General features: G+C 42.0%; 15 protein-coding genes, 1 tRNA gene and 1 other RNA gene. 14 read left to right on the forward strand and 3 right to left on the reverse strand.

The window, feature by feature from the left end; genetic code table 11:
* Positions 1-22 precede the first annotated feature (22 nt).
* The gene (locus R2B72_RS11685; protein ID WP_318616745.1) at positions 23-280 is read left to right on the forward strand and encodes an HPr family phosphocarrier protein; all 258 of its coding nucleotides are present in this window, start codon (positions 23-25) and stop codon (positions 278-280) included.
* Between the two features lie 437 nt (positions 281-717).
* Here R2B72_RS11685 and R2B72_RS11690 read toward each other — a convergent pair.
* A tRNA-Arg gene (locus tag R2B72_RS11690) sits at positions 718-789 on the reverse strand.
* Positions 790-975: 186 nt separating this feature from the next.
* Here R2B72_RS11690 and clpP point away from each other — a divergent pair.
* The 13 genes from clpP (at position 976) to ssrA (ending at position 14,119) form a co-directional block, all read left to right on the forward strand.
* The gene (gene clpP, locus R2B72_RS11695) at positions 976-1,569 is read left to right on the forward strand and encodes an ATP-dependent Clp endopeptidase proteolytic subunit ClpP (RefSeq protein WP_318616746.1); all 594 of its coding nucleotides are present in this window, start codon (positions 976-978) and stop codon (positions 1,567-1,569) included.
* Positions 1,570-1,744: 175 nt separating this feature from the next.
* On the forward strand, positions 1,745-1,972 hold the full coding sequence (locus R2B72_RS11700; RefSeq protein WP_318616747.1) for a glutaredoxin family protein: 228 nt from the start codon (positions 1,745-1,747) through the stop codon (positions 1,970-1,972).
* Between the two features lie 144 nt (positions 1,973-2,116).
* The gene (locus tag R2B72_RS11705) at positions 2,117-3,145 is read left to right on the forward strand and encodes a sugar-binding transcriptional regulator (protein ID WP_318616801.1); all 1,029 of its coding nucleotides are present in this window, start codon (positions 2,117-2,119) and stop codon (positions 3,143-3,145) included.
* A gap of 93 nt (positions 3,146-3,238) precedes the next feature.
* A complete protein-coding gene (gene gap / locus R2B72_RS11710; RefSeq protein ID WP_318616748.1) occupies positions 3,239-4,246 on the forward strand; it encodes a type I glyceraldehyde-3-phosphate dehydrogenase in 1,008 nt (335 codons plus the stop codon).
* A gap of 322 nt (positions 4,247-4,568) precedes the next feature.
* Positions 4,569-5,753 (forward strand): phosphoglycerate kinase, encoded by a 1,185-nt coding sequence (locus R2B72_RS11715; RefSeq protein WP_318616750.1) that lies wholly within the window; start codon positions 4,569-4,571, stop codon positions 5,751-5,753.
* Positions 5,754-5,768: 15 nt separating this feature from the next.
* Positions 5,769-6,530, forward strand: coding sequence for a triose-phosphate isomerase (gene tpiA / locus R2B72_RS11720; protein WP_318616751.1), 762 nt, complete (start codon positions 5,769-5,771; stop codon positions 6,528-6,530).
* Complete coding sequence (gpmI, locus tag R2B72_RS11725; protein WP_318616752.1) at positions 6,523-8,049, forward strand: 2,3-bisphosphoglycerate-independent phosphoglycerate mutase; 1,527 nt, start codon at positions 6,523-6,525, stop codon at positions 8,047-8,049. The genes tpiA and gpmI overlap by 8 nt, the downstream gene beginning before the upstream one ends.
* A 15-nt stretch (positions 8,050-8,064) precedes the next feature.
* On the forward strand, positions 8,065-9,360 hold the full coding sequence (eno, locus tag R2B72_RS11730) for a phosphopyruvate hydratase (protein ID WP_318616753.1): 1,296 nt from the start codon (positions 8,065-8,067) through the stop codon (positions 9,358-9,360).
* A 366-nt stretch (positions 9,361-9,726) separates the two neighbouring features.
* Positions 9,727-9,954 carry a preprotein translocase subunit SecG gene (secG, locus tag R2B72_RS11735; protein WP_318616755.1) on the forward strand — a complete coding sequence of 76 codons (228 nt, stop codon included), beginning with the start codon at positions 9,727-9,729 and terminating at the stop codon, positions 9,952-9,954.
* A gap of 74 nt (positions 9,955-10,028) precedes the next feature.
* Positions 10,029-10,775: a carboxylesterase gene (locus R2B72_RS11740; protein WP_318616757.1), complete on the forward strand. Its 747-nt coding sequence runs from the start codon at positions 10,029-10,031 to the stop codon at positions 10,773-10,775.
* Between the two features lie 67 nt (positions 10,776-10,842).
* Positions 10,843-13,158, forward strand: a complete 2,316-nt coding sequence (rnr, locus tag R2B72_RS11745) for a ribonuclease R (protein WP_318616802.1) — start codon at positions 10,843-10,845, stop codon at positions 13,156-13,158.
* Between the two features lie 53 nt (positions 13,159-13,211).
* On the forward strand, positions 13,212-13,679 hold the full coding sequence (gene smpB / locus R2B72_RS11750) for an SsrA-binding protein SmpB (RefSeq protein WP_318616758.1): 468 nt from the start codon (positions 13,212-13,214) through the stop codon (positions 13,677-13,679).
* A gap of 82 nt (positions 13,680-13,761) precedes the next feature.
* Positions 13,762-14,119, forward strand: a transfer-messenger RNA (tmRNA) gene (gene ssrA, locus R2B72_RS11755).
* A gap of 134 nt (positions 14,120-14,253) precedes the next feature.
* Here ssrA and R2B72_RS11760 read toward each other — a convergent pair.
* Together R2B72_RS11760 and R2B72_RS11765 are read right to left on the reverse strand one after the other, a co-directional pair.
* Positions 14,254-15,432, reverse strand: a complete 1,179-nt coding sequence (locus tag R2B72_RS11760; protein WP_318616759.1) for a site-specific integrase — start codon at positions 15,430-15,432, stop codon at positions 14,254-14,256.
* A 129-nt stretch (positions 15,433-15,561) separates the two neighbouring features.
* Positions 15,562-15,828 carry a DNA-binding protein gene (locus tag R2B72_RS11765; RefSeq protein WP_318616760.1) on the reverse strand — a complete coding sequence of 89 codons (267 nt, stop codon included), beginning with the start codon at positions 15,826-15,828 and terminating at the stop codon, positions 15,562-15,564.
* Positions 15,829-16,639 lie beyond the last annotated feature (811 nt).

A 16,639-nucleotide genomic window follows, 5' to 3' on the forward strand; every position in this document is an offset into this window, starting at 1 on the left:
ATAGATAGGAGTTGGGGAATACATGGCAGAGCGAACAGTGGAAGTAAAAATGAAAACAGGATTGCAAGCAAGGCAAGCAGCACTTTTCGTCCAAGAAGCAAATCGTTTTACAGCAGATATATTTTTGAAAAAAGACAATCGGCAAGTCAATGCGAAAAGTATTATGGGGATTATGAGCCTTGCCATTGCGCGTGGCACATCCGTGACGCTTGTAGCTGATGGAATCGATGAAGAACAGGCATTGAGCACGTTGTCAATTCTTGTTGAAAATGAAAAATAAGTGAGAACCCGCCGTTTCTTATCGTCCATCGATAATTGGAGACGGTTTTTTTATTGGAGATGGTGGGGGAGGACGGCGACGTTGCATAGTTTGCTGGGAACATTGTTAGGTTTCGCGTTGACGTTGCATAGTTTGTGTGAAGCGTTGTGAACACTGCGGGGTATGTTGTTTAGTTCCGAGAGCGTTGCATAGTTTGCTGGGAACATTGTTAGGTTTCGCGTTGACGTTGCATAGTTTGCGTGAAACGTTGTGAACACTGCAGGGAATGTTGTTTAGTTCCGAGAGCGTTGCATAGTTTGCTGGGAACATTGTTAGGTTTCGCGTTGACGTTGTTTAGTTTGTGTGAAACGGTGGCAACACTAATGGAAACATTGGTTACTAGCCTTTTAAGCGATAAAAAAATACCCGTCATTGCATAAACAATGACGGGTAAACTATGCCCTCGGCGGGAGTCGAACCCACATTTCAAGCTTCGGAGGCTTGCGTGCTATCCATTGCACCACGAGGACGAACGATTCATGACTACCTTAGCAGACAAGTTTCATTATACTAATGAAGCCGTCTGATTGCAATAGTTATTTTGAAAGCGTTATATTTGACCTTCGTTGACCATACTATGTATGATAAAATTACAGTTGAAGCGTAAGTTGTTTCAACAGACTGACAAGACTATGTACCTTGAAGGAGGAAATGGAATGAACCTAATACCAACAGTAATTGAACAAACGAGTCGTGGAGAGCGGGCTTACGATATTTATTCCCGCCTATTGAAAGACAGAATTATCATGCTTGGTAGTGGAATTGATGACAACGTTTCAAATTCAATCGTAGCACAGCTTCTTTTCTTGGAAGCAGAAGATCCAGAAAAAGACATTTCGATTTACATTAATAGCCCAGGCGGAAGCATTACAGCTGGGATGGCAATTTACGATACGATGCAGTTTATTAAGCCAGATGTTCAAACGATTTGTATCGGGATGGCAGCTTCTATGGGGGCATTCCTTCTTGCAGCTGGTACGAAAGGTAAGCGTTTTGCTCTTCCGAATGCGGAAGTGATGATCCACCAGCCGCTTGGTGGCGCACAAGGTCAAGCGACAGAAATTGAAATCGCCGCGAAGCGTATTCTATTCCTACGCGAGAAACTTAATGGTATTCTTGCAGAGCGTACGGGACAGCCAATTGAAGTTCTTGCAAGAGATACTGATCGCGATAACTTTATGACAGCAGAGCGTGCAAAAGAATATGGTTTGATTGACCATATTATCTCACGTAGTGATATGAAAAAGTAAAATAATCGAATGTAAGCCGATCCGAATATGGATCGGCTTTTATTCGATTATTTTCACTCATGGAGAATGTTTCGTGTAGCGTTATGAATCGGTGTGTGATGAAGTAGTATCATGTGCAGTTCATTCGTTCTTCATCTATACTAAAGCTATCCCAATATTCTAGAGGTGTTTGATCATGCATGTAACATTCTATACAAAACCGAATTGTCATCTTTGCGATGAAGCGAAGGCGATGATGAAACTGGTGCAAGAAGATTTTCCGCTTACGTGGGACGAGGTCAATATCGAATTGGACGATGTTAATCATGAGAAATTCATGTTAATGATTCCAGTCATTGCGAAAGATGACGAAGTATTATTGTATGGTACCATTGGCTACGTTGATGTCATTGGCTTATTCTGAAAACTGATTCTTTTTGTTGATAAGTTAAAGAGGATGATATACAATTGACTTAGAAATATTTTTTTTTGCTCTATGTGGGACATTTTTCAGTTTGATGGGACGATATGTGTCCTTGTTGACTGAAGGGAGGAATAATTGGACTTTATGATGGAAGCGCAAAGGAAACTCGTTCCTGAAATGATGGAACTGATGCAACAAAGATACCGGATGTTGAAGCTTATTAAAATGTCTGGTCCAATCGGGAGGCGTCCACTCGGTCAGATAGCTGGTCTTTCAGAACGAGAAACACGAACAATGATGGATATTCTTCGAGCACAGAATCTAATTCATGTGGCCAAAGAGGGTGCCTCGATTACGACTGAAGGCGGGTCAGTGTTACGCACACTGGAGGCTGCAATGGAAGACTGGTCGGGTCGCGCATCGATTGCCAAGAGGTTAACGGAGTTTTTAGGCATTCGCTCTGTCAAAGTGGTTGCTGGCAATTGCGATATGGATGGTGACTCTACTGCTAAAAGTTTATTGGGCATGGAAGCAGCGAAGCAATTTAGTTCTAAAATTGGGGATGGCAAGATTATAGCCGTCACCGGTGGGAGTACAATTGCATCGATTCCTTCTCATATCGAAAAATTCAGCGACACAACTGACCAGATGTTTATCGCCGCTAGGGGCGGTGTCGGAGACGATATCGGCTTACAAGCAAATGTCATCGCAGCTTCCTTTGCAGAGGCGTGTGGGGGTACGTATAGTACGTTTTATTATCCTGAGTCGTTAAGCGAAGAAGCACAAAAAGCGTTTCGCAATGAACCATTCGTTGTGAAAATGCTTAGTCTTTATGAAACAACGGATTGTGTTCTCCATGGAATTGGTGACGCGCAGACCATGGCTGTCTTACGCAACTCTTCAGATGCAGAACAGCAATTGCTGCAAAATAGCGGAGCCATTGGCGAAGCATTCGGTTATTATTTCGATAAAGATGGCCATGTCGTTCATCGAATACGGACAGTTGGTATTCAGACGAGCCATTTGGAACGAATTCCACTCATCATTTCAGTGGCGGGCGGCAGTAGTAAGGCGGAAGCAATCATGGCCTATATGGCAAGTGCACCCAAACAAACCATTTTGGTAACTGATGAAGGTGCTGCAAATGAAATGCTGAAGTTAATCATCGAATAATAATTATTTAGGATTACCGTTTCATTTTTAGGGAATAAGTTAAAGTGGATAAATGTTTTAAAAAATATAAAAAACCATTCGGAGGGTATTATTATGACATTGAAACTTGCAATTAACGGATTTGGACGAATCGGACGTAAAGTATTCCGCGAAGCTTTACAACAAGAGGAAATTGAAATCGTTGCAATCAACGATTTAACGGATGCAGCAATGCTTGCACACCTTCTGAAATATGACTCTGTACACGGTGTTAACGATGCAGAAATCAGTTCTGAAGGCAATAGCTTAGTTGTGAACGGTAAAAATATTAAAGTATACGCTGAAAGAAACCCTGCAGATCTTCCATGGGGAGAGCTTGGCATAGATGTTGTTATTGATTCAACAGGCGTATTCACAGACCGCGAAGGACTTAACAAGCACATTGAAGCGGGCGCGAAACGTGTTATCTTGTCTGCTCCAGCAAAAGGCGATATTCCAATGCTTGTTATGGGTGTTAACCATGAAACATACGATGCTGCAAATGATACAATCGTATCGAATGCATCATGTACGACAAACTGTCTTGCACCAATTGTAAAAGTATTAAACGATAAGTTTGGTATCGAGCGCGGTATGATGACAACTGTTCACTCTTATACAAATGACCAAAAAATCCTAGACTTGCCACACAGCGACTACCGTCGTGCGCGTGCAGCTGCTGAAAACATGATTCCAACAACTACTGGTGCTGCATCTGCAGTAACAAAAGTTATCCCAGCATTGGCAGGTAAATTAGATGGTATGGCAGTTCGCGTACCAACTCCAAACGTTTCACTAGTTGACTTTGTTGCTGATCTTAAAAAAGACGTAACAGTAGAAGATGTAAATGCTGCTCTTAAAGAAGCATCTGAAAACGAACTAGCTGGCGTTCTTGTTTACAATGAATTACCACTTGTTTCAAGAGACTATAATGGCAACACTGCATCTTCAACGATCGATGGCTTGTCAACAATGGTTCTTGAAAATAACATGGTAAAAGTTATTTCTTGGTATGACAATGAATCAGGTTATTCTGCACGTTGTATCGACCTTGCACTTTACATGCACAGCAAAGGACTATAAGTAGCTGACTTTAATCAATTTCGCCTTGGCGTAATTGCGTCCAGATTTTGAATTGAGCAGGGCTCAATTAACTCCTTACAAAATCTGTGATATCCGCGGGTCGACAGGATGTCGATTATGCAACCGTTGCTACAGGACGTAGCGAACTTAGGTTGCCTTCCGCTAGCTATAATTATCAGCAGGAACTTTTGCTGATTTAAGTTAAAGCTAAATATAGCCAATAAAATAGATACCGCTTATAATAAAGTTGGGTAAGAGGAGCGGGGGATTACCCCGTTCCTCATTTTTTTGAAGTAAATAACTTTGGAGGTGGGCATGTTTTATGAAGTCAAAAAAGACGATGAAAGATATGCAACTGGAAGGACAACGCGTATTTTGCCGCGTGGATTTCAATGTACCGATGGAAAATGGGCAAGTAACGGATGATACACGAATCCGTGCAGCTATCCCGACAATTGAATACATGGTGGAACAAGGAGCAAAAGTTATTCTTGCCAGTCACCTCGGTCGTCCAAATGGCGAAGTGAACGAGGATATGCGATTGACAGTAGCAGGCGAAAAACTTGCTGAGCTAATTGGCAAACCAGTCCTCAAATTAGATACGTCTATTGGACAAGAAGTGGAGCAAGCGATTACTGCGATGAACAACGGCGATATCGTTCTTCTTGAAAATGTTCGATTCCATGCGGGTGAAGAAAAGAATGATGCTGACCTAGCGAAAAGCTTTGCAAATCTTGCAGATGTTTTCGTCAATGACGCATTTGGTGCAGCTCACCGTGCGCATGCATCTACAGCGGGTATCGCGGACTATATTCCAGCAGTATCAGGTTTGTTAATTGAAAAGGAATTAGACGTACTTGGAAAAGCGTTGTCAACGCCAGAACGTCCATTCACTGCGATTATTGGCGGAGCAAAAGTGAAAGATAAAATCGGTGTCATTAATCATTTACTCGATAAAGTGGACAACTTGATTATTGGTGGCGGCTTGGCTTACACATTTTTGAAAGCGCAAGGCTACGAAATTGGCAAGTCTTTGCTTGAAGAAGATAAAATTGACTTAGCTAAATCCTTTATTCAAAAAGCAAAAGATAATGGTGTCAATTTGTATTTACCAATAGATGTTGTGGTTGCAGATGATTTTTCGAAAGATGCCAATACGAAAGTCGTAAAAAATGATGCAATTCCTGCAGATTGGGAAGGTCTTGATATTGGGACTGAAACGGCAGCATTGTATGCAAAAGTAATTGAAGAATCCAAATTGATCATTTGGAACGGCCCAATGGGTGTATTTGAGCTTGAGCCATTTGCAGGTGGTACAAAGCGTGTTGCACAAGCAATGGCAGTAACAACAGGCTATACTGTCATTGGTGGCGGAGATTCAGCTGCGGCTGTTGAAAAGTTCGACGTTGCTGATAAAATGGATCATATTTCGACTGGTGGAGGCGCTTCTCTTGAATTTATGGAGGGCAAAGACTTGCCAGGTGTTTCTGCACTAAATGATAACTGAGTAGGGGGAATCGATTTGCGTAAACGAATTATTGCGGGTAACTGGAAAATGTACAAGACTGTTGAAGAAGCGAAAAGCTTTGTGGAAGAAGTAAAAGGACTGGTACCCGTATCAGATAACGTAGAAGCGGTTATTTGTCCACCTGCTTTATACCTTTCGGAGCTAGCACAGCTTACAAAAGGTTCGGCACTAGGCATTGGCGCACAAACAATGCACGATGTAAAAGAAGGCGCATTTACGGGGGAAGTAAGCCCAGCGATGTTAGTCGGTATTGATGTCGGCTATGTCATTCTTGGCCATTCAGAGCGTCGTCAATATTTCAATGAAACAGACGAGACTGTAAACAGCAAAGTCCATGCAGCATTCGAATACAACCTAACGCCACTTGTTTGTGTAGGTGAAACACTTGAAGAGCGCGAAGCAGGCCAAACGGTTGAGCTAGTAGCGGCGCAAGTGACAAAAGCATTTGCAGGCATCAGTGCAGCACAAGCAGAACAAGCTGTAATTGCATATGAGCCAATTTGGGCAATCGGTACAGGTAAAACAGCTACTGCTCAAGATGCGAACGAAGTGTGTGGCGCAATTCGTGCAACAGTTAGCGAACTATACAGTGAAACTGTTGCAGAAGCTATCCGCATTCAGTACGGCGGCAGTGTGAAGCCGGATAATATCGAAGAACTTCTGTCAATGGAACATATCGACGGTGCACTTGTCGGCGGTGCAAGTCTTGAACCAGCATCATTCTTGAAATTGGTAGAGGCTGGAGCCCATGAGTAAAAGTCCAGTCGCATTAATTATTCTCGATGGTTTCGGCCTTCGAGATGAACAGCTCGGCAATGCGGTTGCGCAGTCGAATAAGCCGAATTACGACCTCCTATGGAATAACTTCCCTCACTCCACGCTAACAGCTTGTGGTGAGGCGGTAGGGTTACCAGATGGCCAAATGGGGAACTCAGAAGTGGGTCATCTCAACATTGGAGCGGGTCGTATTGTCTACCAAAGTTTGACACGCATTAACAAATCTATTAGAGAAGCAGATTTCTTTGATAATGAAGCGCTACTAGGGGCGATTGCCCACGCTAAGCAACGAGGCTCGGCACTTCATCTAATGGGGCTGCTGTCTGACGGTGGTGTACATAGCCATTATGAGCATTTGTTCGCATTGTTGCGTCTTGCTAAATTGAATGGCATTGACAAAGTGTTCGTCCATGCATTTTTGGATGGACGCGATGTAGGTCCACAATCCGCTCTTGATTACATCGAAAAGACTGAAACAGTCATGAAGGACATTGGTGTTGGGAAGTTTGCGAGTATTTCAGGACGTTACTATGCAATGGACCGTGACAAGCGCTGGGAACGTGTGGAAAAAGCCTATCATGCAATTGTTGACGGTACTGCTTTAACAGCAGCAACGCCAACAGCAGGCGTACTAGCATCATATGAGCGCGGTGATCACGATGAATTCGTCTTGCCATTCATCATCGAAGAACTGGGTAAACCAGTTGCAAAAGTGGAAGATGGAGATGCAGTGGTGTTCTTTAACTTCCGTCCAGACCGGGCGATTCAGCTATCACGTACGTTTACGGATGCTGCGTTTGATGGTTTTGATACTGGTGACAACAAGTTCGTAGATTTGAAGTTTGTCACCTTCACGCATTATAGTGATGAAGTCGTTGCGGATGTCGTCTTTAGCAGCCAAAATTTAGAGAACACACTTGGTGAAGTAATTGCGCATAATGGGCTGTCACAGCTGCGTATTGCTGAAACCGAGAAATACCCACACGTCACCTTCTTTATGAGTGGCGGCAGGGAAGAGACGTTTGCAGGAGAAGAGCGGATTTTAATTGCTTCTCCGAAAGTAGCAACCTATGACTTGAAGCCTGAAATGAGTGCATTTGAAGTAACAGAAGCGCTGATTGAAGGCATTGAAGCCGATCGTTTTGATGCGATTATCTTGAATTTCGCCAACCCGGATATGGTCGGGCATAGCGGAATGCTGGAGCCGACGATTAAAGCGATTGAAACGGTCGATACTTGTCTAGGTAAAATCATTGATGCATTGCATGCAAAAGGTGGTTCGGCAATTGTCACGGCCGATCACGGCAATGCTGATGAAGTGACAACACAGGACGGAGGACCGATGACTGCACATACAACAAATCCTGTGCCAGTTATCGTGACGAAGTCAGATATCGAACTACGCGAAGGCGGTATACTCGCAGACCTTGCACCAACAATGTTAAAATTGTTAGGGCTTGAACAACCGGCAGAAATGACCGGCACACCATTATTTTAAAAAGGGGAGACTGACATGCCAGTTATTACAATCGTCCAAGCAAGAGAAGTACTTGATTCACGAGGAAATCCAACGGTAGAGGTTGAAGTATTTACAGAAAGCGGTGCATTTGGTCGTGCAATCGTTCCATCTGGTGCCTCAACAGGTGAATATGAAGCTGTTGAACTACGTGATGGCGACAAAAATCGCTACCTTGGTAAGGGAGTTCTAAAAGCAGTTGAGCATGTCAATGATGTGATCGCTGACGAACTTGAAGAAGTGTACTCTGTTCTTGATCAAGTAACAATTGACAAAGCGTTGATCGAACTTGATGGTACTCCGAATAAAGGGAAATTGGGCGCTAACGCAATTCTTGGCGTATCTATGGCTGTTGCACGTGCGGCTGCAGACTATCTTGATATTCCACTTTACCAATATCTTGGTGGTGTCAATGCAAAACAATTGCCGGTTCCAATGATGAACATTTTGAATGGCGGAGAGCACGCGGACAACAACGTCGACATTCAAGAATTCATGGTGATGCCAGTTGGCGCAGAATCATTCCGCCACGGTCTTCGCATGGGTACTGAAATTTTCCATAGCTTGAAAGCTGTATTGCAGTCAAAAGGTTTGAATACTGCTGTTGGTGATGAAGGCGGATTTGCTCCGAACTTATCGTCTAACGAAGAAGCATTGTCTACGATTATCGAAGCAATTGAAAAAGCAGGCTACAAGCCAGGTGAAGAAGTCCTTCTTGCGATGGACGTTGCAGCATCTGAAATTTACAATAAAGAAGATGGCACATACAATCTTTCAGGTGAAGGTATCGTTAAGACATCTGCTGAAATGGTTGATTGGTATGCTGAAATGTGCGAGAAGTACCCTATCGTTTCAATCGAAGATGGTTTGGACGAAAACGACTGGGCGGGTCACAAGCTATTAACAGAACGCCTTGGCAAAACAGTTCAACTTGTTGGTGATGACTTGTTCGTTACAAACACGGAGAAATTGGCACGCGGAATTGAAGAAGGCATCAGTAACTCGATCCTTATTAAAGTAAACCAAATCGGTACATTGACGGAAACGTTTGATGCAATCGAAATGGCGAAACGCGCTGGCTATACAGCGGTTATCTCTCACCGTTCAGGTGAATCAGAAGATACAACAATCGCTGATATCGCAGTAGCAACAAATGCTGGACAAATCAAGACAGGTGCTCCTTCACGTACGGATCGCGTTGCGAAATACAACCAATTGCTCCGTATCGAAGATCAACTTGACGACACAGCTGTATACCTAGGCGCTAAAACGTTTTATAACTTGAAAAAATAATTGTGATGAAAATCTCACTTGGGGAGTCTACTGCAGTAGACTCTTAGGTGAGATTTTTTTTATCTAAATTCAGCAGAAGATCCCTGCTAAATTCAGATAAAGCCTCCGGCGGATGTCACGGATTTTTAGGGGAGCTTAAGAAGGCAGTCTAAGTGCGCGACGTCCTGTCGCAACGACTGCATGACCTACATCCTGTAGGCCCCAAGCTCGAAAAAAATCCGGACGCAATCACGCGGAGGCGTGATTGATCCAAAAAAATAATACAGTTCATTCATAAAAATGAATAGTTGAACAAAAGGTTGTATCAGCAGCTTATATTTGGTAAAATGAAGATTGTTGTAAGTTTTAATCAGGAGGTGGAACAATATGCATGAAGTATTGATGGTACTACTGGTAATCGTTGCACTAGCTATGATCATTGTTGTATTATTACAATCTGGAAAAAGTGCAGGTCTTTCAGGAGCCATCTCTGGTGGAGCTGAACAACTTTTCGGTAAACAAAAAGCACGTGGACTTGATCTTGTTCTTCAACGGGTGACCTTGACATTAGCAATTTTACTTTTTGTCTTGGCAATTCTAATTATGAAATTCTAAATGAATATATTTTATAAACGCCTGACCTTTCCGACTGGTCGGGCGTTTTTTATCTGAAGAGAAAGGTGAACAACATGAGAATATCTCAACCTAAACCATTTTTTATCGAAACAGGGAGGCGTGCGGTTTTGCTACTGCATGGATTTACGGGTACTTCAGCAGACGTTCGGATGCTTGGACGCTTTCTGGAGAAGAAAGGCTATACATCGCTTGCTCCTCATTACAAAGGGCATGGTGTACCGCCAGAGGAATTGATACAAAGCGGACCCGCAGAGTGGTGGCAAGATGTCCTCGCGGGGTATAATCAATTAAAGGAAGCCGGCTACGATGAAATTGCGGTGGCAGGCTTATCGTTAGGTGGCGTATTTTCGCTGAAATTAGGATATAACATGCCTGTGAAGGGTATTGTAACAATGTGTGCACCGATGTCGATGAAAACGACGGATCTTATGTACGAGGGTGTCTTAGCATATGCACGAGAATATAAGAAATATGAAGGAAAAGATGAGCAGCAAATCGAAAAAGATATGGAAGTGTTACAGCAACAATCGATGCCATCTCTCGCAGATTTACGTACACTAATATACGATGTACGCGAGCAAATCGACCATATCTATGCACCGCTATTCGTTGTGCAGGGAACACTCGATGATGTCATTGATCCGGATTCGGCAAATGTCATTTACGATAACGCAGAATCAGATGACAAACAGCTGAAATGGTATGAACAATCTGGTCATGTCATCACATTAGGACCGGAAAAAGTCCAGCTGCATGAAGATATTTTTGAATTTCTTGAATCACTGGATTGGCATGTGTGAACAATGAAACAAATGATAATGCTAGGTAAATGAAGGAGTGAGGTATTTGGATAATTTCGATCAAGATATGCAACAAAAAGTGCTGTCTATCATGAAAGACGAGTCATATAAACCGTTGACTGTGCAAGAAATCCAAGAATTAATGGGATTTGAGCAAGCAGCGGAATTCAAGGAACTTGTCAAAATGCTTGTTCATCTTGAACAAAAAGGAATGATTATTCGTTCAAGAACGAATCGTTATGGTGTACCAGAGCGTATGAATCTTGTCCGAGGGAAATTTATCGGGCATGCCAAAGGTTTTGGTTTTGTTGCACCTGAAACGGAAGGAATGGATGATATTTTCATTCCACCGCATGAAGTAAATGGCGCAATGGACGGGGATATCGTACTTGTTCGTGTGACAAATGGCACGTCGGGCGATCGACGCGAAGGAACGATTAGTCGAGTCGTAGAACGTAAAACAACAAAAGTGGTTGGCACCTATCAGCATAATAAAGGATTTGGCTTTGTGATTCCTGATAGTAAAAAGTTACCGATGGATATTTTTATTGCCAAAGGTGATGCACTGGATGCGGTAGATGGCCATAAAGTGGTCGTTGAAATTACCGATTGGCCGAGTGAATTAAAATCCATGACAGGTATGGTAACGCAAATTCTGGGGCATAAAAATGATCCAGGTGTAGACATCATTTCTATTATTCATAAGCATGGCATTGAAGTTGAATTTCCTGCAGAAGTGCTGCAACAGACGAATACTATTCCAGATGAAGTGCAAGAGCAGGATTTATTTAAAAGGCATGATCTGCGGGAAGAGCTAACGATTACCATTGATGGCGCAGATGCCAAAGACTTGGATGATGCGATTTCAGTTGTTAAAAATGATGATGGGTCGTATTTGTTATCTGTCCATATTTCAGACGTCAGCTATTACGTAACGGAGAACTCTCCGATGGATGACAATGCTTTCGATCGCGGCACTAGCGTTTATTTGACAGACCGGGTTATTCCAATGTTGCCACATAAGTTATCGAACGGGATTTGTTCATTGAACCCGGGTGTGGATCGACTGACATTGTCTTGTACAATGACCATCGATCGCAACGGTAAAGTGACAGACCATGAAATTTTCGAAAGTGTTATTCGATCAAAGGAACGTATGACGTATAACGAAGTTTATAAAATCATCGAAGAAAAAGATGAAGAATTGTGTGCTCGATATGCCAATGTCGTTCCGATGATTAACCATATGGCGGAACTAGCGGCTATTTTGAAACAGAAACGAATGGATCGTGGAGCGATTGACTTTGATTTCAAGGAATCGAAAATCCTTGTAGATGACAAAGGATGGCCGACTGACGTTGTCATTATGGAACGTACGGTTTCAGAGCGCCTGATTGAGGAGTTCATGCTCGCGGCGAATGAAACGATTGCAGAGCATTTCCACTGGCTGCAAGTACCATTCCTTTACCGAATTCACGAAGATCCGAAAGCAGAGAAATTGCAACGATTCTTCGAATTCTTAACGAATTTCGGGGTTGTCGTTAAGGGTACGGGCAACAAAGTGCATCCACGCGCCTTGCAGGAAATTGTAGAATCGATTGCAGGCTTGCCGGAAGAAACGGTCATCTCGACGATGTTGTTACGTTCGATGCAACAGGCGAAGTATTTAGATGAAAGCTTAGGTCACTTTGGATTATCGACGGAGTTCTATACACATTTCACAGCGCCAATTCGTCGTTATCCTGACTTAATCGTTCATCGTTTAATACGCAAGTATTTAATTGAAAAAGACGTTTCTCCACAAACGACTGCAGAGTGGGGCGGCAGATTACCTGATATTGCAGATCATACATCTGACCGTGAACGTCGTGCAGTAGAAGCAGAACGCGATACGGAGTCGTTGAAAAAAGCGCAATTCATGCTCGACAAAATCGGGGAAGAATTCGAAGGCGTTATTTCGTCGGTTACGAACTTCGGGCTGTTTGTTGAACTGGAGAACACAATTGAAGGTTTGATTCACGTTAGTTATATGACCGACGATTATTATCGTTTTGACGATAGACAAATGATGATGATTGGTGAGCATACGGGCAAGCAATTCCGTTTGGGTGATGAAGTAACGGTTAAAGTGGTTGCCGTGAAACCAGAAGAATCCGCCATTGACTTTGAAATTGTCGGTATGAAACAATCCTTCCATCGTGCGCGCAGGGAAACACCGAAAGTGATCCATGCGCAGAAAAAAGGCGGCGGTGGCGGTAAGTCTGATGATAAATCAAAAGACAAAAAGAATACAGGCACGTATAATAAAAAGAAAAAGTTTTACGAAAGCGTTGCGAAAAAAGGTGCAGGTAAACCTAAAAATAGATCGAAAAAGAAAAAATGATACGAGGGGCGGTTACGGCCGCCTCAGCTGTATCTGAATATGGGGTGAAGTAAATGGCGAAAGGCCAAGGGAAAGTTGTCGCGGTCAATAAAAAAGCGAATCACGATTACGCCATCGAAGAAACGATTGAAGCAGGTATCGTGCTAGTAGGAACCGAAATTAAATCAATTCGAAATGGGAAAGTACAGCTACGGGATGCCTTTGTGCGTATCCGTAACAACGAAGCGTGGATTTCCAATATGCATATTAGTCCATACGATTACGGCAACCAGTTCAACCATGACCCATTGCGTTCAAGAAAGCTGTTGCTGCATAAAAAACAAATTGCCACACTATATGGCGAAACGAAACAGCAAGGCGTTTCCATCGTACCATTGAAGATGTATTTGAAAGACGGATTTGCAAAAGTGTTAATTGGCGTTGGTAAAGGGAAGAAAGATTACGATAAACGCCAGGATCTTAAGAAGAAGGAAGCCAAGCGTGAAATGGCTCGTGTCTTAAAGGATAAGCAACGGGATTGATTTTTTGGTGAAAATGCGCTATGATGAGTATAGAAATATCGTTCAGAAACCTTTAAATAGGTTATCCTGACATCCTCATAACGGGGGCGTTACGGATTCGACAGGGGTAGTCTGAGCTTGAGTTGCGCGTCGGAGGGTTCGGCTCCGTCAGAAACGACACCTTATAATAACAGGCAAAACAAACAACAACCTAGCATTCGCAGCGTAAGCTGATGAATCTGCCTTGTAGTTCCATCGCCCATGTGGCATTGCAAGGCTCACTCTAAGTGGGATACGACGGCTGTTGCCTTCTGAGGCAGCCGGAAGAGATTCGCAGAATAGCACACAGGATGCCCTGATTGCCGGCTACTGATGTGCGAAACCTAATAGACAATCTACACGCGTAGACGCTTAAGTGTTAGGGCCTTTGGACGCGGGTTCGACTCCCGCCGTCTCCATATATAGAAATCAACGGATTTCATATGGCGTCAAAACCCTTGTATATCAAGGGTTTTTTCTTTTGCCTGTTTCATATGATTTCATTGAATATCAATCGACCGGAGTCAAAACCGGAGTCAAAACCGGGGTCATCCATCTACATCCCAATATAGTCAGCGAACTTCAGCATTGCGCCTTCCTGCGCTTCCTCTGTAACGTGTGCATAAATGTTCATGGTAGTTTTTATATCATTATGCCCAAGACGGTCTTGTACTTCTTTTAGATTAGCACCAGATTCAATTGACAATGTACAATGTGTATGGCGAAGACCATGTGTTGTAATTTTGTCTAACTTGTATTTCTCCTGCACATGCAAAATCCACTTACGTGTTTTGGTAGGCTGAATGTATTCGTTGAGCTCATTGCTAAATACAAGTTGCTTCGGTTGCGACGTATTAAAGCCGAGTATTAAATAATCCTGCTTCTGCTTTTTTTTCCACACTTTTAAAATATCCATTGTTCTGCCATCCATTTTGATTATACGAGAACGACGTGTTTTGGGAAGTTTCAGGTATAGCTGATTATTTTTACCTCGTGAAATAGCTTTGCTAATACGTATCTGGTTTGTTTTGAAGTCCAAGTCATCCCATGTTAGAGCTAGTGCTTCACCTTTACGAATACCACTATACGATAATAATCGGAAGAAGGCATACGCTTTGTAGTTACTTTCCTGTTCTAGGCATGATAGAAACTCTTTTAGTTGCTCACGGCTGTAAAAGTTCTCAGCTTCATATTCATCATTTTCAATAATCTTCTTAGAAGCGTTTGCGGGCATATTTACGCCTGTAAACGGATTGGTTTGTATATACCCGTGGTTAATCGCAAAGTCCAACACTTTCGCAGCGTAAGATTTTACCATGCGGAACCTCTTTAACTTCACAGCCCATTCATCCACATGTTTTTGACATACACGGACATGCATCTTTTCAATTCTATAAGCACCCATTGCAGGAAGAATATGATTTTTGAAGAGACCTGTAGTTTTAACAAATGTGCTCTCCTCCACATCTTTTTCATATTGCTTAATCCATAAATTGTAGATGTCTTCATAAGTTTCTACCCGTTGCTTGCGAAAAGTACCTTCACTTATTTCGATTTTTATACGGGATAGAGCCAAATCCGCTTCTTTTGGTGTTTTAAATCCACGTAGTGTTGTCCGCTGTTCTTTACCGGTAAGAGGGTCGACCCCAACGTATATACGGAACATGTAACGTATTTCTCCATTTTTTTTCGTGTATGCTTTAATAGTTTTATCTATTTTACTCATTTTACTCATTTTTATTTCCTCCTTGTATTTACGGAGACAAGATTATGAGGAAAGAAAATGCTACTATCCATTTCATGATAATAACATCATCTATATTATATCTTAAACAACCTCAATCTTGTTAACCGTTTAGTCGAATTAGAAGCTATGATTATTCAAAAAACTATCAATTTCAGTTTTAGAAACTCTTTTGACACCATCGATTTCACATACTTTTAATCCATCAAGTCTGAATTTATTAAAAGTATTAATTGCTACACCGGCATATGAAGCGCCTTCTTTTAAGCTCATCCATTCTTTTGTATTATTTTGTTGGAGCTCGTTAATAGCAGCTTTAAAGGCTTTTGATGTAATATCATGCAGCTGGGTTTCCAGTAATAAAGGTAGGTTTAGTTCTAAGTTCATTTTCATTACTCCTCGTTGTTTGACTTCTAGTGAGTGATTTTTTTGCTATGTACATAACATTTTTAGTTTTCATATGTAGAAAAAAGTGTGTAGGGATTCCTACGGTTTATTCTTCTCTAACTGTTCAACCGTAATTTCTTTAAGTTCAGCAGAAAAAAACTTAAAATATTTATCAATCGTCATTGCAAAGCCCTCCTTAATTTATTTGTCCTTAGATTATCAAATTACGAATCGTTTTTTATCACTTTTGGGATTTAAATTTGTATAAATTAAATAAAGTTTTTGAAACGAAAACTAATAGTCGATTTTTTAAAGAAGGGCGTTTTTATTTGATATAATGAAAGGTTTTCTTCCTTTCTGAGAAGCTGAATATACAGATTAGAAGCTAATGGAATTGTTTGAGTGTGGTAAACATTGGGTGCGTGCTAACTGCCCTTTTATTGGATTAACCGGTGATGGAAGGGGGGTATATCCGTTCATTGCATGAACGGGCACTGCTAACGATGGTACTATCTCGGAAGCCGATGAACTAGAAAGCTGGGGACTGGGGATATTTAAGCGTTAAGGAGCAACGCTATTGGATTTGGAGCGGTACTGTAAATGGCGCCTGCAAGCCAATAACCTTCATGTATGCCTCCATGAAGAAGGGAAATTTGAACTTGTACGAGGAAAAAATGAAAAAGTACCACAGAATAGAAAATATCTTTAAATGAAAAAGGAGTTTCGCAAATGGAGAAATTGAATCCGATTTTTAACTAATTGGTATCCAACAACTACTTGTCATCAACTTAAAAAATGGAAAAAAATAAAC

Source organism: Sporosarcina sp. YIM B06819 (assembly GCF_033485175.1).
In the GTDB taxonomy this organism is placed as follows: Bacteria; Bacillota; Bacilli; order Bacillales_A; family Planococcaceae; genus Sporosarcina.

Coding starts and splice junctions, on each gene's coding strand:
- R2B72_RS11685 (WP_318616745.1), top strand. CDS start 23: ATGGCAGAGCGAACAGTGGAAGTAAAAATGAAAACAGGATTGCAAGCA.
- clpP (WP_318616746.1), top strand. CDS start 976: ATGAACCTAATACCAACAGTAATTGAACAAACGAGTCGTGGAGAGCGG.
- R2B72_RS11700 (WP_318616747.1), top strand. CDS start 1,745: ATGCATGTAACATTCTATACAAAACCGAATTGTCATCTTTGCGATGAA.
- R2B72_RS11705 (WP_318616801.1), top strand. CDS start 2,117: ATGATGGAAGCGCAAAGGAAACTCGTTCCTGAAATGATGGAACTGATG.
- gap (WP_318616748.1), top strand. CDS start 3,239: ATGACATTGAAACTTGCAATTAACGGATTTGGACGAATCGGACGTAAA.
- R2B72_RS11715 (WP_318616750.1), top strand. CDS start 4,569: ATGAAGTCAAAAAAGACGATGAAAGATATGCAACTGGAAGGACAACGC.
- gpmI (WP_318616752.1), top strand. CDS start 6,523: ATGAGTAAAAGTCCAGTCGCATTAATTATTCTCGATGGTTTCGGCCTT.
- eno (WP_318616753.1), top strand. CDS start 8,065: ATGCCAGTTATTACAATCGTCCAAGCAAGAGAAGTACTTGATTCACGA.
- secG (WP_318616755.1), top strand. CDS start 9,727: ATGCATGAAGTATTGATGGTACTACTGGTAATCGTTGCACTAGCTATG.
- R2B72_RS11740 (WP_318616757.1), top strand. CDS start 10,029: ATGAGAATATCTCAACCTAAACCATTTTTTATCGAAACAGGGAGGCGT.
- rnr (WP_318616802.1), top strand. CDS start 10,843: ATGCAACAAAAAGTGCTGTCTATCATGAAAGACGAGTCATATAAACCG.
- smpB (WP_318616758.1), top strand. CDS start 13,212: ATGGCGAAAGGCCAAGGGAAAGTTGTCGCGGTCAATAAAAAAGCGAAT.
- R2B72_RS11760 (WP_318616759.1), bottom strand. CDS start 15,432: ATGAGTAAAATGAGTAAAATAGATAAAACTATTAAAGCATACACGAAA.
- R2B72_RS11765 (WP_318616760.1), bottom strand. CDS start 15,828: ATGAACTTAGAACTAAACCTACCTTTATTACTGGAAACCCAGCTGCAT.